The organism is Acidovorax sp. sif0632 (genome assembly GCF_019218805.1).
GTDB lineage: Bacteria > Pseudomonadota > Gammaproteobacteria > Burkholderiales > Burkholderiaceae_C > Acidovorax > Acidovorax facilis.
Genome location: NZ_JAHUWW010000005.1, coordinates 129,802 through 149,342, shown reverse-complemented (window position 1 = coordinate 149,342; position 19,541 = coordinate 129,802). Strand labels below are relative to the sequence as shown.

General features: G+C 61.7%; 20 protein-coding genes. 6 read left to right on the top strand and 14 right to left on the bottom strand.

The genetic code is table 11. The features are described 5' to 3' along the window. Window positions 1-12: 12 nt before the first annotated feature. The 3 genes from KW832_RS16880 to KW832_RS16870 all read right to left on the bottom strand — a co-directional run bounded on the left by KW832_RS16880 (window position 13) and on the right by KW832_RS16870 (window position 2,182). Window positions 13-600, bottom strand: a complete 588-nt coding sequence (locus tag KW832_RS16880; protein WP_218300849.1) for a TRAP transporter small permease — start codon at window positions 598-600, stop codon at window positions 13-15. Between the two features lie 181 nt (window positions 601-781). Beyond that, window positions 782-1,498, bottom strand: coding sequence for a TetR/AcrR family transcriptional regulator (locus KW832_RS16875; RefSeq protein WP_218300850.1), 717 nt, complete (start codon window positions 1,496-1,498; stop codon window positions 782-784). 69 nt (window positions 1,499-1,567) lie between these two features. Then, window positions 1,568-2,182 (bottom strand): glutathione S-transferase N-terminal domain-containing protein, encoded by a 615-nt coding sequence (locus KW832_RS16870; protein WP_055394547.1) that lies wholly within the window; start codon window positions 2,180-2,182, stop codon window positions 1,568-1,570. Window positions 2,183-2,301: 119 nt separating this feature from the next. Here KW832_RS16870 and purB point away from each other — a divergent pair, with 119 nt between their 5' ends. Both purB and KW832_RS16860 read left to right on the top strand, forming a co-directional pair. Next, the gene (gene purB / locus KW832_RS16865; protein WP_121421591.1) at window positions 2,302-3,681 is read left to right on the top strand and encodes an adenylosuccinate lyase; all 1,380 of its coding nucleotides are present in this window, start codon (window positions 2,302-2,304) and stop codon (window positions 3,679-3,681) included. Window positions 3,682-3,868: 187 nt separating this feature from the next. Further along, window positions 3,869-4,429, top strand: coding sequence for a YaeQ family protein (locus KW832_RS16860; protein ID WP_218300851.1), 561 nt, complete (start codon window positions 3,869-3,871; stop codon window positions 4,427-4,429). A gap of 75 nt (window positions 4,430-4,504) precedes the next feature. Here the strand turns inward: KW832_RS16860 and KW832_RS16855 are convergent, their stop codons facing one another. Both KW832_RS16855 and KW832_RS16850 read right to left on the bottom strand, forming a co-directional pair. Further along, window positions 4,505-4,810, bottom strand: coding sequence for a hypothetical protein (locus tag KW832_RS16855; RefSeq protein WP_055394551.1), 306 nt, complete (start codon window positions 4,808-4,810; stop codon window positions 4,505-4,507). A 94-nt stretch (window positions 4,811-4,904) separates the two neighbouring features. Next, the gene (locus tag KW832_RS16850) at window positions 4,905-5,345 is read right to left on the bottom strand and encodes a DUF3717 domain-containing protein (protein WP_055394553.1); all 441 of its coding nucleotides are present in this window, start codon (window positions 5,343-5,345) and stop codon (window positions 4,905-4,907) included. A 487-nt stretch (window positions 5,346-5,832) separates the two neighbouring features. Here KW832_RS16850 and KW832_RS16845 point away from each other — a divergent pair, with 487 nt between their 5' ends. The 3 genes from KW832_RS16845 (at window position 5,833) to KW832_RS16835 (ending at window position 7,545) form a co-directional block, all read left to right on the top strand. After that, window positions 5,833-6,567 carry a TerC family protein gene (locus KW832_RS16845; protein ID WP_055394555.1) on the top strand — a complete coding sequence of 245 codons (735 nt, stop codon included), beginning with the start codon at window positions 5,833-5,835 and terminating at the stop codon, window positions 6,565-6,567. Between the two features lie 78 nt (window positions 6,568-6,645). Further along, window positions 6,646-7,104 carry a hypothetical protein gene (locus tag KW832_RS16840; RefSeq protein ID WP_218300852.1) on the top strand — a complete coding sequence of 153 codons (459 nt, stop codon included), beginning with the start codon at window positions 6,646-6,648 and terminating at the stop codon, window positions 7,102-7,104. An 87-nt stretch (window positions 7,105-7,191) separates the two neighbouring features. After that, window positions 7,192-7,545, top strand: a complete 354-nt coding sequence (locus KW832_RS16835) for a phage holin family protein (RefSeq protein ID WP_055394559.1) — start codon at window positions 7,192-7,194, stop codon at window positions 7,543-7,545. Here KW832_RS16835 and KW832_RS16830 read toward each other — a convergent pair. Beyond that, on the bottom strand, window positions 7,513-9,027 hold the full coding sequence (locus tag KW832_RS16830; RefSeq protein ID WP_218300966.1) for a M48 family metalloprotease: 1,515 nt from the start codon (window positions 9,025-9,027) through the stop codon (window positions 7,513-7,515). The genes KW832_RS16835 and KW832_RS16830 overlap by 33 nt on opposite strands. A gap of 151 nt (window positions 9,028-9,178) precedes the next feature. On the opposite strand from KW832_RS16830, the gene moaC reads away from it, so the two are divergent. After that, window positions 9,179-9,688: a cyclic pyranopterin monophosphate synthase MoaC gene (gene moaC / locus KW832_RS16825; protein ID WP_218300853.1), complete on the top strand. Its 510-nt coding sequence runs from the start codon at window positions 9,179-9,181 to the stop codon at window positions 9,686-9,688. A gap of 24 nt (window positions 9,689-9,712) precedes the next feature. Here moaC and tfpZ read toward each other — a convergent pair whose 3' ends face one another. The 8 genes from tfpZ to KW832_RS16785 all read right to left on the bottom strand — a co-directional run bounded on the left by tfpZ (window position 9,713) and on the right by KW832_RS16785 (window position 19,313). Beyond that, window positions 9,713-10,501: a TfpX/TfpZ family type IV pilin accessory protein gene (gene tfpZ / locus KW832_RS16820; RefSeq protein WP_255577799.1), complete on the bottom strand. Its 789-nt coding sequence runs from the start codon at window positions 10,499-10,501 to the stop codon at window positions 9,713-9,715. A 42-nt stretch (window positions 10,502-10,543) separates the two neighbouring features. Continuing rightward, window positions 10,544-11,074 (bottom strand): pilin, encoded by a 531-nt coding sequence (locus KW832_RS16815; RefSeq protein WP_218300854.1) that lies wholly within the window; start codon window positions 11,072-11,074, stop codon window positions 10,544-10,546. A 128-nt stretch (window positions 11,075-11,202) separates the two neighbouring features. Then, complete coding sequence (locus tag KW832_RS16810; protein WP_218300855.1) at window positions 11,203-11,748, bottom strand: pilin; 546 nt, start codon at window positions 11,746-11,748, stop codon at window positions 11,203-11,205. Between the two features lie 295 nt (window positions 11,749-12,043). Then, the gene (locus KW832_RS16805) at window positions 12,044-12,841 is read right to left on the bottom strand and encodes a 3',5'-cyclic-nucleotide phosphodiesterase (RefSeq protein WP_218300856.1); all 798 of its coding nucleotides are present in this window, start codon (window positions 12,839-12,841) and stop codon (window positions 12,044-12,046) included. 12 nt (window positions 12,842-12,853) lie between these two features. Beyond that, window positions 12,854-15,115 carry a CHASE2 domain-containing protein gene (locus KW832_RS16800; protein ID WP_218300857.1) on the bottom strand — a complete coding sequence of 754 codons (2,262 nt, stop codon included), beginning with the start codon at window positions 15,113-15,115 and terminating at the stop codon, window positions 12,854-12,856. 63 nt (window positions 15,116-15,178) lie between these two features. Continuing rightward, window positions 15,179-15,832, bottom strand: coding sequence for an FHA domain-containing protein (locus KW832_RS16795; RefSeq protein WP_218300858.1), 654 nt, complete (start codon window positions 15,830-15,832; stop codon window positions 15,179-15,181). A 44-nt stretch (window positions 15,833-15,876) separates the two neighbouring features. Next, window positions 15,877-16,665, bottom strand: a complete 789-nt coding sequence (locus KW832_RS16790) for a Stp1/IreP family PP2C-type Ser/Thr phosphatase (protein ID WP_218300859.1) — start codon at window positions 16,663-16,665, stop codon at window positions 15,877-15,879. A gap of 17 nt (window positions 16,666-16,682) precedes the next feature. Continuing rightward, window positions 16,683-19,313 carry a CHASE2 domain-containing serine/threonine-protein kinase gene (locus tag KW832_RS16785; protein ID WP_218300860.1) on the bottom strand — a complete coding sequence of 877 codons (2,631 nt, stop codon included), beginning with the start codon at window positions 19,311-19,313 and terminating at the stop codon, window positions 16,683-16,685. Window positions 19,314-19,541: the final 228 nt, after the last annotated feature.

Sequence of the window (19,541 nt, the reverse complement as noted above, 5' to 3'; positions counted from 1 at the left end):
TGTGCGGAGGGTTCAGGGGCGGTGGCTGCCGGGCGCTTCGCGGGATGCATCGGCGCCCGCAGGGCGGTGCGCCAGGGCCGCCAGTTCTTCGCTCTCCTGCACCATGACCAGCTCGTGCTCAGCCAGCGGAACGAACAGGGTGCGCAGCAGGTCGTGCAGCAAGATGGCAATCCCCGACCCGCCCATCAGCACGCCGCTGGCGTAGAAGATGCCCACCGAGGCGCCGGTCACGGGCGCTTCGGTTTCCCAGTTGATGAGCATCTGGGCCCAACTGCCACTGAGCAGCAGCCACGACACATAAAGCATGGCGATCTGTGCCAGCACCAGGCAGGCCTTCTTGCCCGCAGCGGGCAGGCGCGACACCAGCGCATCCGTGCCCAGGTGGCCGTGTTCGCGCAGCGCGACCACGGCGCCCATGAAGGTCAGCCACACGAACAGCCAGCGCGAGAGCTCTTCCGACACCGTGATGCCGGAGTTCAGGGTGTAGCGCAGCACCACATTGCCAAATACCAGCACCACCATCACCGCCAGGCACAGGCCAGCCAGTACATCCAGCACGCGGGTGTATCCCCGCAGCACGCGGTCGGCCAGTGCAAACATGGTGTCTCCAGTCGTTGTATTGAAACGCTGAAAGAATTTTGTACGAACTGGTTAGTATTTGATCTAGGTGCAAACCCTGCATGGTTTGTCATGGCAGCACGCAGCCATGCACGGCGCGCGCGCAGGGTACTGATGAGGAGCTTTTTGACGCGGGCCGGTGTGCGCGCCCAGGCCGGGAGGGTCAGGGCCGCAGAAAGCGCACGATCATCTCGATGATCGATTCACGGCGTTGCGCCGTGGCGGCGGGGGTGTCGAGGGAGCGCTTGAAAATTGCGCCAAAGGTGTGGCGGTTGGCCTCGTTGAAGAAACACAGTGCCGAGATGGACATGTGCAGGTCCACCGGGTCCACATCGGGGCGGAACACGCCCGCCGCCACGCCACGCTGGTACACATCGCGCACGGCATGGATGACGGGGATGTTCAGCTCCTGGATCGTGGCCGACTTGCTGATGTACTCTCCCCGGTGCATGTTCTCGTTCATCACCAGGCGGATGAAGTCGGGGTTGGCGAGCTGGTAGTCCACCGTGAAGCCCACCAGCGTGCGCAGGGCCTCCTCGGGCGCCAGGTCTTCCAGGTGCAGTTCCGATTCGATGCGCCGGATGCGCCGGTAAGCATCCTCCAGCACCGCCACATACAGACCTTCCTTGCTACCGAAGTAGTAGTAGATCATGCGCTTGCTGGTGCTGGTCAATGCCGCGATCTCGTCGATGCGCGCCCCAGCCAAGCCCTTGTCCGCAAACTCTGCCGTGGCTACCTGCAGGATGTTGGCCATCGTGCGGTCGGGGTCGTTGACGCGCACCCGGTCCGCCCCGGGCGTGGTGGCGGCCTCGCGCGCCGCGCGCTGGCGGGTGGCCCGCACATCGCCGGGTTTCGGAGGGTTTTGAACCATTTCGTTCATAAGCGCCCAAGCATACGGCAAGCCAGGCGCAGGGGGTTCAAAAAACCAACGCCCGCTCTCGCTGGCCGCTCAGGACGGCTTGGTATCGGCGAAGCTCGGGCGCAGCATCAGCTTGTCGAGCAGCTTGCCCAGGTTGGGGTACTCGCTGCGCCAGGCGATGTCGGGGAAGCGGAATTCCAGCCAGCCCAGGGCGCAGCCCACGGCGATGTCGGACAGACTGAGGTGGATGCCGCTGCAATACGGCTTGTCGCCCAGGCCCTGGCTCATGGACTTGAGGCCGTCGTTCACCTTGATCAGCTGGCGGTCGATCCAGGCCTGGCTACGCTCGCTGTCCTTGCGGTGGGCCCAGGTGGCTTCCAGGCGGGCCAGGATGGCAGCATCCATCACCCCATCGGCCAGTGCCTCCCAGGTCTTGACCTCGGCGCGTTCGCGGCCTTGCGACGGGATCAGCTTGCCCACGGGCGACAGGGTGTCGAGGTATTCGACGATCACGCGGGAGTCAAAAACGGCCTCGCCGCCTTCCATCACCAAGCAGGGCACTTTGCCCAAGGGGTTGGAGGTGGAAATATGGGTGTCGTCTGCCCAGACGTTTTCTTGCACGAACTGGTAGTCGAGCTTTTTCTCGGCCATCACGATACGTACCTTGCGTACGTAGGGGCTGGCGGTGGCTCCGATCAATTTCATGGTGTGTCTTCCAGGGCGCGGGGTAGGCTGAACGATTCGAGATTGATTCTATCGGCAGCTGCCCGCCCGCAAGCTGACGGCTGCGTGGCGCTTACACACCACGCCTACAATGGCGCGCCATGAGCCTGTCCACCATTACCGCCCTGTCGCCGCTTGACGGCCGTTACGCCAGCAAACTTGCCGCCCTGCGCCCCATCATGAGCGAACACGGCTACATGCACCGCCGTGTGCAGGTGGAAGTGGCCTGGTTCATTGCCCTGTCGGATGCCGGTTTCGCCGAGTTCAAGCCCCTGACCACGGGCGCCCGCGCCTATCTGCTCGGCCTGATCAAGAACTTCTCCGAAGCTGACGCCGCCGCCATCAAAGAGATCGAAAAAACAACAAACCACGACGTCAAGGCCGTCGAATACTGGATCAAGAGCAAGTTTGAGGCGCGCCCCGAGCTGGAAAAGGCCTCCGAATTTGTGCACTTTGCCTGCACCAGCGAAGACATCAACAACACCAGCCACGCGCTGCAGCTGCGTTCAGGCCGCGACCAGGTCATCCTGCCGGGCCTGGACCGCATCGTGCTCAAGCTGCGCGAAATGTCGCACGCCTTTGCCGACGTGCCCATGCTCAGCCGCACGCACGGCCAGACCGCCAGCCCCACCACCGTAGGCAAGGAAATGGCCAACGTGGTGATGCGCCTGCAAACGGCCTGCGAGAAGATTGCCGCCGTCAAGATCATGGGCAAGATGAACGGCGCCGTGGGCAACTACAACGCCCACCTGTCCGCCTGGCCTGAGTTTGACTGGGAAGCCTTCAGCAAGAAGGTCATCGAGACGCCCGAACCGCTGGGCCTGGGCCTTACCTTCCAGCCCTACTCGATCCAGATCGAGCCGCACGACTACATGGCCGAGCTGTTCGACGCCGTGGCGCGCGCCAACACCATCCTGATCGACCTGTCGCGCGACATCTGGGGCTACGTGAGCCTGGGCTACTTCAAGCAGCGCCTGAAGGCGGGCGAGATTGGTTCCAGCACCATGCCGCACAAGGTCAACCCGATTGACTTTGAAAACGCCGAAGGCAATCTGGGCCTGGCCAACGCGCTGCTCAAGCACCTGTCTGAAAAGCTGCCCATCAGCCGTTGGCAGCGGGATCTGACCGACAGCACCGTGCTGCGCAACATGGGCGTGGCCCTGGGCTACGCGGCGCTGGCTTATGCCTCGCTGTTGACCGGCCTGAACAAGCTGGAGCTGAACGAAGAAGCGCTGGCCGAAGACCTGGATGCTTCGTGGGAAGTGCTGGCCGAGCCCATCCAGACGGTGATGCGACGCTTTGGTGTGCAGGGCGCTTACGAAAAGCTCAAGGAAGTCACGCGCGGCAAGACCGTGACGGCCGAAGCGCTGCATGGGCTGATTGCCTCGCTGGAAATCCCCCAGGCTGAAAAAGACCGCCTGCTCGCGATGACTCCGGGTAGCTATGTGGGCAAGGCCGCCGAACTGGCACGAAGGGTGTGACCCCCCGGAGGCGCTGCGCGCCTTCCCCCCGAGGGGGATGCAACCCGTGGCCCGGCAAAGCCGGTTCCACGGTTGCGCTGGCTTGGGCACCGCCAGTTGCGTGCGCTGCCGGTCTTTTGAGATATTTTTTTGCCTCTGGCGCTTTTCCGATAAGCGACGGCAGCTATCAATTTAATAGTGAGGCTGCATGGCCATCAAATCCACCATCTTCAAGGCGAACCTCCAGATCGCCGACATCGACCACGGCTACTACGCTGACCACGCCCTCACGCTGGCGCGCCACCCCAGCGAGACCGACGAGCGCATGATGGTCCGGCTGGCTGCTTTGGCCATCCAGGCGCACCAGCTCAACGACCTCTGCAACGGCGACGCCACGCTGGCATTTGGTGCGGGGCTGTCGGACCCGGATGACCCGGATGCCTCGCTCACCGACTTTACCGGCCGCAAGCGCGTGTGGATTGAGGTGGGCCAGCCCGAAGACAAGCCGCTCACCAAGGCCTGCAGCAAGGCCGATTCTGTGATCGTCTACTGCTTCAACCACGCCTCAGAGATCTGGTGGAAAGGCATCGAGACCAAACTGTCACGCCTGGAAAAGCTACAGGTCTGGCGCATCCCCACGGAGGCATCCCAGGCACTGGCGCAGCTGGCCGAGCGCAGCATGCAACTGCAGGCTACGGTGCAGGAAGGCGCGATCACCCTGAGCAGCACGCAGGGCAGTGTGCATGTGGAGCCCGTGCGCTGGAAGTGACTGGAATACTGGTCAAAATGGCCTCTGGCGCTTGATGGATAAGCGCTAACAGCTATCAATTTGGTAGTTTCTGACTCAGTCTCGTGGCATGAGCGCGCCACACTGCCAGCACTGCTCGAATCCGCCTTCGACCGTCTCGCCGCACTGGCATGCCCAGCGGCGCTGTGGCAAATCCTGAAGCTCCTGCAGCAGCGCGCGTGCGCGGGTGGCGTGTTCGTCGTAGTCCAGCCAGATTTCGGGCAGGCACTGGTCCGGCGGCAGGTGCCCCGCCGCGGCACCCAGATACTGGCGCTGCACGGAGGCCGTCATGCCCGCTTCGCACAACAAGTCCGCCCACAACGTGGCGATGGCGATGTTCGGGGCTTGGGTGAGGCGCAGCATGGGCCCACCATAGCCGTTTGACCGCCGGGCGTACAGCCCCCGTATGTTTGCAGCTTGCGAGGCGGGGCGACGTGTTGAAAAGAAAAGGAGCGGGTTACGCCGCGCCCGCTGGCGCCGGCGCTTTGGAAACCCCTTCGGCCGCCCGTTCTGCATAGCGGTTGAATCGCCACGCAGAGTGCTCCAGCGTGATGCGTCGCCACACCGCGCGTTTTTCGGCAGGGCCCATCGCGGGCCAGAACTGCACTTCGTCAAACGTGCGCCCACACCCCTTGCACAGGTCGTCGCCCTGGCTGGTGGAGCAGATGGCGATACAGGGCGTGTCGGGCGTGGTGCCGTACCAGGCATGCCAGGCATCCAGGGCATCCGGGGGCAGGCGGTCTTCTTCCACTACGTCCTCGCGCCGGAACACCATCTGCGCATAGACCTCTGCCAGCGCGCGGATCTCCGGGGCCAGGGAGACTCCGTCGGGCGAAGGCACCCGGCTGCGCCAGTGGTTGATGGCAGCTTCGATGTCGGTGATGTGGATGGCGGCCATGGAGGTTTGAGCGAAGGGGCTGGATCATAGCCGCGTGGACAAGGCAACCCTGGCAAAGGTGTTTTGCAGGGAGCTTCGGCCCCTTTTTGGCAGCCTTAGAGGGGCGTGTACGCAATAACCACAATCGTGCTGCCCTTGCGCGACCGTGCGGGCGATGTTCCAATCGACGCTTCGAAGGGGAGTAGCTCCCGACTTGCATTCCGGCATTGCCAAATTTTGGTGCGTGGGGGCGCGAGGCATCGGAACCGTCGTCAGTACGAAGCGAAACATCGCTTCCGGCGGTCCGGGTTCAGCGCATACCGCAAGGGCGCCGGGCTGAGCAAGACCTTTGATGGGCCCGCTGGGGCTGATCAAGGCCGTCCTTTCGTTGCTTGCCCTGTCAGGGCAGTCCTTGATCCCCCGACCGCAGGCCCTTTATCCCTTGGGTGGACTCGGCGCTACAGTGGCGGCGAACTCCCCCTTCGCGTGTATTGATACTGAGGAATTTATGGACTTTTTGGCTTCGCCCGAATTCTGGCTCGCACTCGGCCAGATCATCATCATCGACATCTTGCTGGGCGGCGACAACGCGGTGGTCATCGCGCTGGCCTGCCGCAAGCTGCCTCCGGCCCAGCGTACCAAGGGCATCATCTGGGGCACTGCCGGGGCCATTGTTCTGCGTGTGATCCTGATCGCCTTTGCGATGACCCTGCTGGCGCTGCCGTTCCTCAAGTTCGTGGGCGCGCTGTTGCTGGTGTGGATTGGCGTCAAACTGCTGGCTCCCGATGAAGAGGGCCACGGTGACGTGCAAGGCAGCGACAAGCTGCTGGCCGCCATCAAGACCATCATCGTGGCCGACTTGGTGATGAGCGTGGACAACGTGATCGCCATTGCGGGCGCTGCGCAGAATGCGGGCGAGCACCAGTTCCTGCTGGTCGTGTTGGGCCTTCTGATCTCTATCCCGATCATCGTCTGGGGTAGCCAGCTGGTCATCAAGCTCATGGAGCGTTTCCCGATGATCATCACGGCGGGCGGCATGCTGCTGGGCTGGATCGCTGGCGGCATGCTGGTGACGGACCCTGCTTTCTCGAACCCCGACAAGTGGCAGTGGATGCTGAAACTGCCACAGACAGACATGATCAAGTACGGTGCCAGCGTGGCGGGTGCGCTGCTGGTTCTGCTGGCTGGCAAGATCATCGTTGCGCGCCGCGCGGCGGCGGCACCTGCCGAGCAGCAGGGCTAAAGGCAGACATACGGAACCGACCATTGCAAAAGGGGGCTTTATGCCCCCTTTTGTCCTTGGTCCTCAATGGGAGTCGGTATGGACAGAGTCATCGTGTATGTGGACGACGCGGTTTATGCGCAGCAGGTGCTGGCACCTTTGTTCGCGCGCGACGCGGCTGCCAGAACACAATGGGTGCTGGTGGCCTGCGCGCCACGGATGACCCATCGCATCAGCAAGTGGGTAAGCCACAGCGCCCGTGAAAACTGGCGCGCCAAGTGGGCTGACAAGCTGTTTGCCCAGATCCTTCCCGTGCTGCGGGTGCCCACGGACAGAGTGACCACTGTACTGGCCAAGGGGCCGCTGGCGGAGCTGACCGATCAGTTGCAGGCTGCAGGCGCCTCCGTGGCCCAGGTGGTAGATGCGCGCCGGCCCAAGACGGATTTGGCACAGGAGCCTGCGCCTGTGCGCCCGGACAAAGGCTGGTCGCCAATGCCAGGAACGCTGGGCAGCCTGCTCACGGGTTGCGGAGCGTTGTGGATGCTGGCTTTCGAATAGGCAGTCAGCGCGGGGGGCTGACTGCCAGGGGCTTGGCTCCCGTTTTGCGCATTTCTTGGTTCCCTCGGCCGGTGCTATTCTCCGGCCATGAAACTCCTCCTGAAATGGCTTCTCAGCGCTGCATCGCTGCTGTTTGTGGCCTATGTCTACAGCGGTGTGGAAGTGCAGAGCTTCACCTCCGCGCTGATCGCGGCCTTTGTCATTGGCCTGTTCAACGTGGTGTTGCGGCCCGTGCTGGTGGTGCTGACGCTGCCGGTCACCATCGTCACCGTCGGCCTTTTTCTCTTCGTCATCAACGCGCTCATGTTCTGGGCCGCCGCCAGCGTACTGGACGGGTTCCACGTCAATGGCTTCGGCGCGGCGCTGCTCGGGTCGCTGATCTATTCGCTGCTGGGTGTGCTGATTGAATCAGCGCTCGGCGGCCTGTTCGCGAAGAAGTGACTCCATCGCGCGCAGCCGGGTGTCGATGATGGACGCTTCAATGTGGTCCACCTGCGGTCCACCCCGCCGTGCCAGATCCTGGCCCGCCTTGAAGCGGTCTACCGCAGCCGCATAGTCATAGCGCGCGGCGTGGGCCTCTGCCTCGGCGCGCACTGCGCGCAGTGCCTGGCCTTGAGCCTGCCAGGTGGACGCCAAAAGCTGCCACGCCGTCGCATCCCGGGGGTGCGTGGCCACCCAGGTCTGCAGGGCGCTGGTTCCTTCACCAGCGCGCCCGGCGCGCAGCAAGGCCTGTGTGCGCAAAACCAGTTCAGGGCGCCGGTTGCTGCTGCTGCCGCTGCTGGTGTTGTTCGCATCGGCAGCCAGTGCGTTGACAGCGGCCGCAGCGTCGCCTGCTGCCAGTTCGATCTCGGCGGCGAGCAGCTTTGCCAGTCGGTGGGCCGCGGCATCATTGCGCACCAGGTCCTCCAGCTTCTTTGCGGCAGCGCGTGCACCTGCAGCGTCTCGAAGCTGGTTGCTGCCCAGCGCAGCCGCGTACAGCACGCCCACGCGCCGGGAGGCGGGCAGGGCTGCAAAACCGGAACCTTGCGGCTCGGCAATCCACTGGCGCAAGGTGTCCACGCCGGGGTTGGCCAATACCCGGGCACGCGCTGCAACCATGGCGTGTTCCAGGGTCGATGGCACTGTGGCCGCTGCGGCAGCCTCTCCGGGCGGAAGGCGCGAATGCATGTCTGCCATGCGCTCGGTGGTCAGCGGGTGGCTGCGCAGATATGGCCACGAACCGTTGTCGTTGAGCCGGTTGGCCTGCTGGAGCTTGTCAAACATGCTGACAAAGCCCTGCGGCGCGAACCCGGCAGGAGCCATCAGGCCGTAGCCAATACGGTCCGCCTCCCGCTCCATATCGCGAGAAAAGTTCAGCTGGTTCTGCATGGCCAGCGCCTGTCCCCCCACCACCAGCGCCTGCGTGGCGCCCGGATTCTTGCTGGCCGCCAGCGCGCCCAGAATCATCGCCCCCAGCAGCAGGGGCGTCTGCTTGCTTTGCTGGGTGATGAGGCGCGAGATGTGGCGCTGGGTGACGTGGCTGAGCTCGTGGGCCAGCACCGAGGCCAGCTCGTCGCGGGTGGTAACGACCCCAATCAGGCCAAGGTGCACGCCCAGATAGCCGCCCGGCAACGCAAACGCGTTCACCGTGCGGTCGCGCCCCAGCAGGATCTCCCACGCGAAGCGCTCATCCAGCTCTGGCGAGAGCTCCCCACGCGCCTTGGCGGCAGCCATCAAAGGGCGCCAGATACCTTGCACATAGTCGGCAATGACGGGGTCGTCGATGTAGTCGGGGTCTCTGTAGAGTTCGCGGATGATGCGGTCACCCAGGCGGCGCTCGGCGCTGGTGGTGAGGTCGCTGGGGTCGCCGAGGGTGGGCAAGGCCGTCTGGGCACTCGCCACTGGTGCGTACAAAATGCTAATTGCTATAAAAATTATAGCTATTAGCGCTTTCTGAAAAAGCGCTACAAGCCATTTTTGTTGAAATTTTTGCACGAAGGTCCTTTGTCCACCCTCAGGGCCATGCACATGCGTTGCCCTGTACGGCTAACGCCTTATGATGCCTTCGCCCCAGAAACGTTTCGCTCCATTGTCCATGTCCACCCCCGCCTCACCCCTCACCCACTTCGATGCCCAAGGCCAAGCCCACATGGTGGACGTTGGCGCCAAGGCCGCCACCCACCGCGTGGCCGTCGCCACCGGCCGCATCGAGATGCAGCCGGAAACCTTGGCCTTGATCGAATCTGGGACTGCCAAAAAAGGCGACGTGCTGGGAATTGCACGCATTGCAGGAATCATGGCGGCCAAAAGGACGAGTGATTTGATTCCGTTGTGTCATCCGTTGGCGCTCACCCGCGTGGCTATTGAATTTGAAGCGACTAGCACCCGTCAGGTGGGCGCTATCGGCATATTTTGCTCTGCTACGGTAGAAACTGTGGGTCCCACCGGCGTGGAGATGGAAGCCCTGACCGCGGTCCAGGTAGCCTTGCTCACCATCTATGACATGTGCAAGGCCGTTGACCGGGGCATGTCCATCCACGATGTGCGCGTGGTGGAAAAGCATGGCGGGAAATCGGGGAGTTTTGTGGTTGGCGTGGCGGGCTGAGTTGTTACCGAGGCATTCGCGCCATCAGAAAAATCCATCAACGCGGGCGTAAGACACGGGCAAGGCAGATGCTTTGTGAAGCAAAACTACCCAATCAGAGCTACGCCCCGCTGTCAGCGGCAGCCAGAGCAGATCGGACTCAGGGGATTTAGCGGCTCGTACTGCAGCGTCTATTCGTTCTGCATCTGCTGGACGATTTGCTCTCAAGACGGCTATTGAACGCCCCGCCTTCAGCACTTCCGGAACCGACAGATCATATGTTTGCCACCAGTCCGGCCGCAGCGAAGGCTCCAGCCCTTTCAGTGACAGGTCGATGCTTTCCATCATCTCCTGATTGTCTTTGGGTTGCCGGATGCCTACGAGTACTGGCCCCGTCCAGGGGAGCTTATGAAGGCCCTTGACTGCAAGCTCCAACTGGGCGGGGTTGATTTCCGACGCCGAAACCAAGCGGATCCGGTCCACCTCGAACACCAAGCGTACTGGCCGGGTGTCCGTCACGGTGCTCATTCCGTAGGTCAGCGCTGCAACCTGCACCAAACCGACTAGTGACATGTCTAGGGTCAGTTCTTTTGCCGACTTAGCTGGATTCCACAACACCAGGGTCAGCAACGGTCCGCACACCACGTCCACCCCTATTACCAACCAAAACAGTTCACGGCCTGACACGATTTCATAGAACGGCCAGGGATACCAAACATAAAAAACCAGAACTGCGGCCAGCGTCGCTACCAAGATGGTCACGAGCAAGTGTGTGGCCGCAGCCTTCAAGGCCGCCCGGTAGCGGATACGCATTGGAGAAAAATAGGCCAACATCAAACGTAAAGAATGCAAACCCCTATAAACCACAGCCGCATATCAGAGGGGATAGCGGCAATTGGCCGGCACGTAGCGGAAGGCGGACGTCAAGGCCACTCCACAACCCCACACTACAGGAGCTCTTGCGGCTAGCGGCGCAGCAGGGACCGCCGCGTTACTCACCGTACCGCTGCCGGGGGTCAGAACCAGCGGAGTCCCCAATACTGAACCCACGCCACCCCCAAAGCTGATCGTAATGCGGCCTTCGGGCAACACGGGCGCGGCGACATCGGCGATGGCGCCAATGGCAATCGAGGTGACATGTGTGCCTGGGGTGTATTGGAAACCATAACTGCCCGCCACCGGGGCGCCTGTGCCGGGGTAGGGCAAGATGCCACCGCTTGGCACTGTAAAGAACGAATCCACCACCGCCGTCTTGGCCGTGCCTGCCAGGCTAAGGCCTTCCGTCACCCGGGCACGAATGGTGTAGTCTTGATACATGGGCAGAGCCACCGCCGCCAAAATGCCGATGATGGCTACCACGATCATTAACTCGATCAAAGTGAATCCCGATTGAAGGTGCTTTTTCATGCCCTCTTCCTCCATACAGCCGAAGTAGCACTTGACTTGAATGAGTGACGAATGAAAGCACAGCGGCATTCAAATGTGTTTCGCCAAAAAAAAGGCCGCACAAGGCGGCCTCTCTCATCTCGTCAATATTAGAGATTGTTAAAGCGGCAGTTTGCCGGAACATACTTAAAAGATGCGGTGGCAGCAATGCCGCAACCCCACACAACTGGAGCACCTGATACCAAAACGGCAGACGGCACGGCGGAATTGGTGACTGTGCCAGAGCCGGGGGTCAGCACCAGTGGGTTGCCCAGAGTGGTGCCAAGGGTGCCGGCGTAGGTAATGGTGATCCGACCAGAAGTGGCTGTGGGCGCAGCGACGGGAGTTGCCGCAATTGCAATCGTCGCCACATTGGTGCCGGCGGTATATTCATACCCATACGTTGTGTTACCAAGCGCGGGAGCGGTAATCGGACCGACGCCTGCATAGGCTTCAATAGTACCTTGCGTGGTATTCGCAAATGTTTCCGCAACTGCCGTCTTCGCGGCCGATGCCAAGCTCAGGCCTTCAGAAACCTTGGCGCGGATGGTGTAGTCTTGGTACGCAGGCAGCGCCACGGCAGCCAGAATACCGATGATGGCCACAACGATCATCAGTTCGATGAGTGTGAAACCCTTTTGCAGATTACGCTTCATAAGAAACTCCTTGGAGGTCGATTGCAATTAACAACCTGCAGAAGAATTCTCCAGGTGTGATCTGGATACAGCATTTCTCGTGCCAGCTGGATGCTCCTGCAGGCACCGGTCTCTACCCTTCATGAACCCGGCTCGCTGTATGGTCACATACGTCAATATCCGGTTGCAGCAGACTATAAGTGACATTTTTGTCCTGTCACGACTGTCGCTAAGTGCATATTTGGTTGCAAGCTGTGCGGGATTTGTCATTGAGGCAGAGCGGCCCACGAGAGGGCGGTGGCGCGAAAGACGCTGGCTACAAGGTGAATTCCTGCCCTGCCTGTAACCACTGAATGCTGAATGGGGAACTCTCGTCCGAAGGTTTGGCGGCCTCGTCTGCGAGCAGCTTGCGTATCTCGCCCATGATGACCTCCGTTTCAGCCGGCTTGGTGTGGGTGATGTACACCTGACAGCCCAGCTGTTCGCACAAGCGCAGTTCTGCCAGCAGCGTCCGTGGCGACAGGTGCAAGCTACGCCGGGCCAGTGCGCTTTCACGTTCGCTGAATGCGGTTTCCATGACGAGCATGGAAATGGGCAGCTGGTTCACACGCTCCCAGAAGGCCGGGTTTCGTTCAGTGTCGCCGCTGAAGACCCACCATCCTTTGAGTCCCTGAACGGCGTAGCCCACGGCGGGCACGGTGTGGACGGCCGGAAGGGCCTCCACGACCACTCCAGCGGTGGTGCATTGTTCGCCCACATTGAGCGGACAAAACCGCATGAATGGACAGTCTGCCGACGGGATGCACGAGAAGTCGGGCCAGATGATGTTGTTGAAGATGTGTGTGCGCAGCACCTCAATGGTCGGCGGCAAAGCGTGAATGTGTACAGGGGCTTGGCGAAGCGACGACACGGCATCGAGCATCAGCGGCAGCGCTGCAATGTGGTCCAGGTGTGAATGCGTAAGAAACACGTGGTCGATCTTGCGCATCTCGTCCAATGTGAGGTCGCCCACGCCTGTACCGGCATCGACCAAAATGTTGTCGTCGATAAGGAACGAAGTGGTCCGGCAATCTTTGGCGATGGCTCCGGAGCAGCCCAGCACACGAACCTTCATGGGCCAACCTGTCTATTTGGTGTCGAAATTGGTGGCGCCGTCCCATCCGGGGTTAACGCTCTGCCCTTGCAAGGTTTGTACTCGGGCGGCATACAGTTCGTAGAGGGTGGAGGGCGCGGTAGTTTGCTGTAAGTTCACCAGCAGTTTGCCGCATTGTGCCCAGTCCTGGGCGCGATAGGCGTCCAGGAAGTGTTTCCATATGGACAATTCCTCCACTTTGCGCGGCATTCCGGTCTGCAGCGGGGCAACTGGCGAATATATAGCCACAGCCTGGGCTTTGCCCTTGACGCGCACTAGGTCCAGCTCTTGCCAGATGAAATCCGGTGCCTGGGCATGGGTGGATTCACTCACCACGGTGCGCACGCCATAGTGTTTGGACAAGCCTTCCAGGCGCGATCCCAAGTTCACCGCGTCGCCGATGACCGTGTAACTGCGTCGGATGTCCGAACCCATGTCGCCCACGCACATGGTACCGGTATTCAGGCCAATCCCGATACCAATCTCGGGGAGCCCGCGCTCTCGGTGCAACAGGTTGATCTGCTCTACCGCACGCTCCATGTCCAGCGCTGCCTGCACTGCCAGTTGCGCGTGTTCTGCGGTGGGCACCGGCGCTCCCCAAAACGCCATGACGCAGTCCCCCATGTACTTGTCGATGGTGCCCCGGTGGCTGCGAATGATGTGGGTCAGCTGGCTGAACACGTCGTTGAGCAGGGCTTGCAGCTGCAGGGGCTCCATCTGCTCCGACATGGCGGTGAAACCCCGCATGTCGCAGAACATGACGGTCAGTTCGCGGCTGGTGGCCTGCATGCTGTAGTTTTCGGGCTGCTTGACCATCTCGTCCACCAACTCGGGTGGCACGTAGGTGCCGAACAGTGCGGCCAGTTCCCGCTTGGATCGGCTTTCCACAAAGTAGCCGTAGACCATGTTGAGCGCGAATGCCAGTACCGCCATCACGATTACCGTCGCCAGTGGCATTGCCAAGCCTTGGGCGAGATAAAGCCACAGGTTGAGGCCTGCCAGCGCTGCAACCACCCCCAGGCTGAGAAGCACCGCGGAGGTGGCTGACAGCGCGGGCAGGGCAACGGAGAGTAAAACACCTGCGCAGAGCAGTTGTGCAGCGTCAAAGCCTACCGCGTAGTCCGGTCGCACGATGCTTTTGCCATCGAGAAAGGCGGACAGCATGTTGGCGTGGGCTTCCACGCCGGGATAGGTTCTGCCAACGGGGGTCACGCGCAGGTCGAGCAGGCCTGGGGTTGTCGAGCCCACCAGAACCAATTGGCCTTGCAGGTTGTTGGCTGGCAGTTTGCCCTCCAGAACGTCTGACGCGGACACGTAGCGGAATGACCCGCCATTTACATCACCAGGGCCGCGGAAGGGGATCAAGGTTGCAAGCCGTGTGTCCACCGGTAGCGCGAAATCGCGGCCATCCTGGCGTAGCACGATGCTCTGAAGTATGTCGTGCTTCCCTTCTGGATTGGCATGGGCGTAGTGGGGATGGATTTCCGGCTGGTCGAGCAGGGTACGGTACATCGCCAAGGCCAAGGATTCGTAGTACTTTCCCTGATGCTCCGCCAGCAACGGTAGGGATCGGACGACGCCATCGTCATCGGTGATGGAGTTGAAGAAGCCCGCAGCGGGCACGGCGTGCGCCAGCTCTTCAATATTGCTGCCGTAACCTCCCCAGGTGGTTGCCAGCAACGGTAGGCCGCGAAGTCTTTCTGCGGGCAAGGCGGGTGCTGGCAAAACACCTTTTGTTCTCCCGTCCCGGTCACTGGTGAAGTAGTAGCCTAGAACCGCAGGTCGGCCTTGCAGAGCGTGGGCAAAGAGTGCGTCGTAGTCAAGAGTGGGAGCCAGGCGCGCCAGTTGTTCCTTGAAGCCTGTCTGCGCCCGCAAAGGCCCTTTGGCCAACCGCTCCAGGTTTGCGAGGCCTGAGCTTCCGTCTGCTTCGGCGAAGAGGACGTCGAACCCCACCAGCGCGACCTGTTGCCGTTCAAACAGCTCTTGCGTCAAAGCAGCAAGCTTGTCCCGTCCCCAAGGCCAGTGCCCCACCCTATCAAGGCTTTTTTCGTCAATATCAACGATGACGATACGCTCATCCAGGGTCCGCGGCATGGTCGCACGCAGCCGGGTGTCGTAGATGATGTTTTCGAGCCGCTCCAGCACCTGGAGATGAAGGGCGCCTGAAATGTGCAGCAGTGCAAACGCTAACGGAATCAGGGTGACTGCCGTGCGGCGAGCGTGCCGTCGGAACAGATGCAAGAGTCTGGATTGCATGGGTTCCGGCGACAAGGTCGGCAGATAAATTGCCAGCTGGGGCGCGAGGCCCGGGTGCGGCCGTCAGCTTTGTTCGAACTGCATTTCCGTACCTGCCAACTCCAGCCGATCACCGTGTTTGAGAGGTACAGGAGATGTGCCGATGGAAGCACCATTGAGCAGAGGCATGTCGGGGCCCTCGACATGGGCCAGCACAAAGCCCTGATGCCGCTTGGTAATGGAGGCCACAGCAACGCCAGGTTTGCCGATGGTGGTAACCACCTTTTGCAGCGACACTTCCCGCCCCGCAGCGGCACCAGACATCACACGGATGACCCCGGAGATGGGCGGGGCAGTGGCAGCACCCAGCGGGGCAGGCCGGGATGCCGTGCCCAACGGAGGCACCATTCCCGGTTTGAAGATCATGGTCTTCTCGAAGTTTTGCCCTTCAGCCTCGTGCATGAAACGGATCTTGTACTTGCCCACCTCAACGGTGTCGCCATTGCGCAGTTCCTGGCGCTTGACAGCCTTGGCGTTGACGTAGGTGCCGTTGGTGCTCCCCAGGTCTTCAATTTCCACATCCTGGCCTGCCATGTGAATGACGGCATGTTCGCCGCTCACGGCGAGGTTATCGATCACGATGTCGTTGTAAGGGCGGCGGCCGAGCGTAGTGCGCTCTTTGGTCAGTTGCACTTCCTTGATGACAACCCCGTCGATTGAAACGATCATTCTGGGCATGATCCACTCCTGATGTGATGAGTAATTGTTGTAGTCGGCGCCACTTACGCGGCCCCTAGCAATCGGGACATAAGGCCGCGTTTCTTGCCCCCCGCAGCCGCTTGCACCAGCAGTACGCTGACGTTATCACGCCCACCGTTCGCATTGGCAGTGTCGATGAGCAATGTGGCTTTTTCCTCCAAAGGCAGTGGTGTTCGCACCAGTTCCGCCAAGTCAGAGTCAGCGACCATGTCCGTGAGGCCGTCTGAACACATTAGGAACAAGTCATTGGGGGCCACCTGAAACTCGTTGACTTCCATCAGGACATTGGGCTCTACGCCCAGCGCACGGGTAACGAGATTGCGGTTGGACGACAGCGCGGCTTGCTGCGCTGTAAGCAGGCCGGCATCCACCTGTTCCTGGAGCCAGGAGTGGTCACGTGTGATCTGCTGCAGGGTGCCATCGCGCAGGCGATAGCAGCGGGAGTCGCCAATATGTCCGAGGATGAGGCGGCTGCCGTGGAAAACCCCGACCACCAGGGTGGTGCCCATTCCCGCATATTGGGGGTTGGAAAGCGAGGCACCCAGAATGGCATGGTTGGCGTTCTCGACGCAGATCTCCAGGGCTCGCCGCACGTCGGTCGATTGGGGAGTGCTGCCGGCCTGCCCCAACCAGCGGGCCATCTCGGTGCGGATGAACGTGGTGGCCATGCCGCTTGCCACTTCACCAGCGTTGTATCCGCCCATGCCATCGGCGAGGATGGCGACCTGAGCATCCCGGTCGACCGCCACCGCATCTTCATTGTTGGTGCGCACGCGGCCTTTGTCGGTGCGTGCGAAAAATTCGTAGGTCATGGATGTTGGGGCGAGCGTCATCGGGCGCCTGAAATCGGCGGGGATGCCGCGCCCCGCCCAGCGGGTTGCTCCATCACGGTTCTCTGAAAATCCGCCATTTCATGCCCTGTTGCATCGCGGTCCGCATCATAGACGACTGCTCCCGGCTCCGGCGATCCCGCCTGTCCGGCTGCCACGCCCGCCTGCCGCAGGTCGGCGGCAAATTGCCGGCCCGTCTGGTACCGGGCCTCCGGGCGTTTCTGAAGGGCCTGGGCCACCACGCGCGCCGCGGCGGGGGAAAGCTCGGGGCGCAGTTGCCGAATGTCGGGCGCCTCCGTGTTGGCGATTTTGTGCATCAGCTCCGTCATCGACTCCCCGCGCAGCGGCAGCGAGCCCGTCAGCAGCTGAAACAACGTGACACCCAATGAGTAGAGGTCTGACCGGCCATCTACCTTCTTGCCTGCGAGTTGTTCCGGTGACATGAAACTTGGGGTTCCCAGAACCAGTCCTGTGCGTGTCTTGCTGGAATCCGTGATGCGTGCAATGCCAAAATCCGTCACCTTCACGGCATCCGTGGCGGCGTCGAACATGATGTTGGCAGGCTTGATGTCGCGGTGCACCACGTTGTGTGCGTGGGCGTAGTCCAGCGCCTCGGCAACGCGTGCTCCGATGGAAAGCACCGTGGCCACCGGTAGAAGATGCCCAGCATGGCAGGCCCGCGCCAGGTCTGCGCCCTTGAGGAACTCCATGGCGATGTAGGCCAGATCGTGTTCCTCGCCAGCATCAAAGATCGTCACGATGCAGGGGTGCTGCAGGCGCCCAGCTGTTTCTGCCTCGCGAAAGAACCGGGCTCTGGCGTCGATGAGTGCGTCGCCCTCGAACTCTTCGCCGAGCGCCAGGGTCTTGATGGCAACCACGCGTCCAATCTTTGGGTCTCTTCCCTGGTAGACCACGCCCATCGCCCCTTTGCCAATCTCCCTGTCTATCTGATAGCGGCCCAGCATCGGTATGCCGGTTGCGGCATCACCTGGCAGGCGCGGCGCTGGGGTGGGGGGAATCGATGCGGGTGTGCTGGACGGGGCGCCAGTTTCCTTCTGCAAGTGCGCCCGCACACGCTTGTACCGTGCATGGGCATCCTTGTATCCCTTGTTGTGCTGCAGGATGTGTTTGTAGACGGACTTGGCCTTGGCAAAGTTGCGCTTGCGCTCAAAGTCTTGAGCCAGGTGGTACAGGTTGTCCATCAGTGCATCGCTGGGCGGCACTCGGCGCAAGCGCTCGAAGGCCATGTCCAATTGGCCCTGCCCTTGCAGCGCAAGCCCCATCATGCGATCGGTTTCGGCGGTTTCCGCTGATGGGGGCGTACCTCTTGCGCTGAGCTTGCCCAGCACGGCAAAGGCTGTGATGCCTCCCAACAAAGCCAGCACGCCGGGCGCCAAAGGAATCCAGAGCCCTGCGTAACGCAGCAGGCCCCACTCAGTGGCGACGAGCAGGAGCAGGAGCCCTGCGCCAAGCACTCCCCCGGCTGGACGAGAGAGTCTCGGAAGGGCCAGCGCAACAAAGAGCAATGCTCCCAGTGCGCTGCCCCAGGACGCCGTCCATGCCCACTCAGGCCGTTGCACCCCGAGGCCCAGCCTTATGGCGGACAGCGTTTGCGCCAGTACCTCCACGGGATACATCGTGCGCGTGCTGGACTGGACCCACGGGGTGACCAGCGCGTTGCTTGTCTCACCCAGCAGTACCACTTTGTCCTTGAAGTCCTGTGGCGGAATCTTGCCGCTGGATACCTGGACAAAAGACACCACAGGGAATGCGGAGGCACCGTCCGGCGCCGCGTGAAATCGCGGGTGCATCACCGCCGAACCGTCGGTCACAACGTGCAGCCCACCCATGCGAATGCCCTGAGGCTCCGTCTGAACCCGCAGTTCGTTTTGGCCCAGGTGCAGACTGTGCCTCGCCGCAAGCAAGGCCAAGGAGGGCACGCCGACGTCGTCGTACCGCAGCAGAAGGGGAATGCCGCGAAGGTGACCATCTTCGTCCAGGGCGACCGAAAGATGACCAACGCCTGCCGCCACCGAACCGATCTCAGCGACCGGGTTTTGCGCCGATGTGGCGGGGATCGCAAAACTCGCAGGGTTCGGCAAAACGCTGCGGTGCGCATAGGCGGGCAGCGGCGTGCGGGCACCGCCCGCCAGGGTGTAGCGCGAAGCCAGGAATACGTTGCCGGCCCGTTGGATGCTGGCGGCCAGGCGCGCGTCAGAATCCAGAGCTTTCTCCGCCTCGTCTACGGTGCGGCTCAACTCCGTCGCCAGCGGGGATGTGTCCCCCGCCCGCGCCATCGTGTCCCGCATTTTGCGAAGGTAGGCAAGGCCACGGTCGGACTGGGGTTCGGCAAAAGACGGGGTCAGGACGATAGTCTTGGCGCCAGCCGCCGAAAGCTGATCGATCAGCTTGGCGTAGACATCCCGTGACCAGGGGCCGTTGCCCAAGCTTTCAAGGCTGGCATCGTCGATGCCGATGATGGCAATTTCAGGCAGGGGGCCTGGCGTGTGGATGCTGGTCGCAGCGTCATACACGCGGTACTCCAGCCACTGGAACACACCCGTGGCTGCGCACAGTGCAACCAGCACCGCCGCAGCCAATGCGCCCCGCAAACCATCGGTACGCCACATGCCAAGCCACCGCCCCGAGGTTGTTCGTCCCACTTGCTGATATTCCACTCTCTGTATTGAGAGCTGTTCAAAGCAATATTTAAGCCGGGGCGCCAGGGGGCTTGGTGTGACCCCTAACCGCGTGCGACGGGTGGTTCATCGAGGATTCGATGGCGGTTCTTGTCGGGGCAGGCAGGATGCGTGAATCGGGTGTGCCATTTTTGTCACCCGAATGCGACGAGCCACCCA

What these genes read in the sequence shown, in the direction of transcription:
- KW832_RS16880 (WP_218300849.1), bottom strand. Translation starts at nt 600, where the DNA reads ATGTTTGCACTGGCCGACCGCGTGCTGCGGGGATACACCCGCGTGCTG.
- KW832_RS16875 (WP_218300850.1), bottom strand. Translation starts at nt 1,498, where the DNA reads ATGAACGAAATGGTTCAAAACCCTCCGAAACCCGGCGATGTGCGGGCC.
- KW832_RS16870 (WP_055394547.1), bottom strand. Translation starts at nt 2,182, where the DNA reads ATGAAATTGATCGGAGCCACCGCCAGCCCCTACGTACGCAAGGTACGT.
- purB (WP_121421591.1), top strand. Translation starts at nt 2,302, where the DNA reads ATGAGCCTGTCCACCATTACCGCCCTGTCGCCGCTTGACGGCCGTTAC.
- KW832_RS16860 (WP_218300851.1), top strand. Translation starts at nt 3,869, where the DNA reads ATGGCCATCAAATCCACCATCTTCAAGGCGAACCTCCAGATCGCCGAC.
- KW832_RS16855 (WP_055394551.1), bottom strand. Translation starts at nt 4,810, where the DNA reads ATGCTGCGCCTCACCCAAGCCCCGAACATCGCCATCGCCACGTTGTGG.
- KW832_RS16850 (WP_055394553.1), bottom strand. Translation starts at nt 5,345, where the DNA reads ATGGCCGCCATCCACATCACCGACATCGAAGCTGCCATCAACCACTGG.
- KW832_RS16845 (WP_055394555.1), top strand. Translation starts at nt 5,833, where the DNA reads ATGGACTTTTTGGCTTCGCCCGAATTCTGGCTCGCACTCGGCCAGATC.
- KW832_RS16840 (WP_218300852.1), top strand. Translation starts at nt 6,646, where the DNA reads ATGGACAGAGTCATCGTGTATGTGGACGACGCGGTTTATGCGCAGCAG.
- KW832_RS16835 (WP_055394559.1), top strand. Translation starts at nt 7,192, where the DNA reads ATGAAACTCCTCCTGAAATGGCTTCTCAGCGCTGCATCGCTGCTGTTT.
- moaC (WP_218300853.1), top strand. Translation starts at nt 9,179, where the DNA reads ATGTCCACCCCCGCCTCACCCCTCACCCACTTCGATGCCCAAGGCCAA.
- tfpZ (WP_255577799.1), bottom strand. Translation starts at nt 10,501, where the DNA reads ATGTTGGCCTATTTTTCTCCAATGCGTATCCGCTACCGGGCGGCCTTG.
- KW832_RS16815 (WP_218300854.1), bottom strand. Translation starts at nt 11,074, where the DNA reads ATGAAAAAGCACCTTCAATCGGGATTCACTTTGATCGAGTTAATGATC.
- KW832_RS16810 (WP_218300855.1), bottom strand. Translation starts at nt 11,748, where the DNA reads ATGAAGCGTAATCTGCAAAAGGGTTTCACACTCATCGAACTGATGATC.
- KW832_RS16805 (WP_218300856.1), bottom strand. Translation starts at nt 12,841, where the DNA reads ATGAAGGTTCGTGTGCTGGGCTGCTCCGGAGCCATCGCCAAAGATTGC.
- KW832_RS16800 (WP_218300857.1), bottom strand. Translation starts at nt 15,115, where the DNA reads ATGCAATCCAGACTCTTGCATCTGTTCCGACGGCACGCTCGCCGCACG.
- KW832_RS16795 (WP_218300858.1), bottom strand. Translation starts at nt 15,832, where the DNA reads ATGCCCAGAATGATCGTTTCAATCGACGGGGTTGTCATCAAGGAAGTG.
- KW832_RS16790 (WP_218300859.1), bottom strand. Translation starts at nt 16,665, where the DNA reads ATGACCTACGAATTTTTCGCACGCACCGACAAAGGCCGCGTGCGCACC.
- KW832_RS16785 (WP_218300860.1), bottom strand. Translation starts at nt 19,313, where the DNA reads ATGTGGCGTACCGATGGTTTGCGGGGCGCATTGGCTGCGGCGGTGCTG.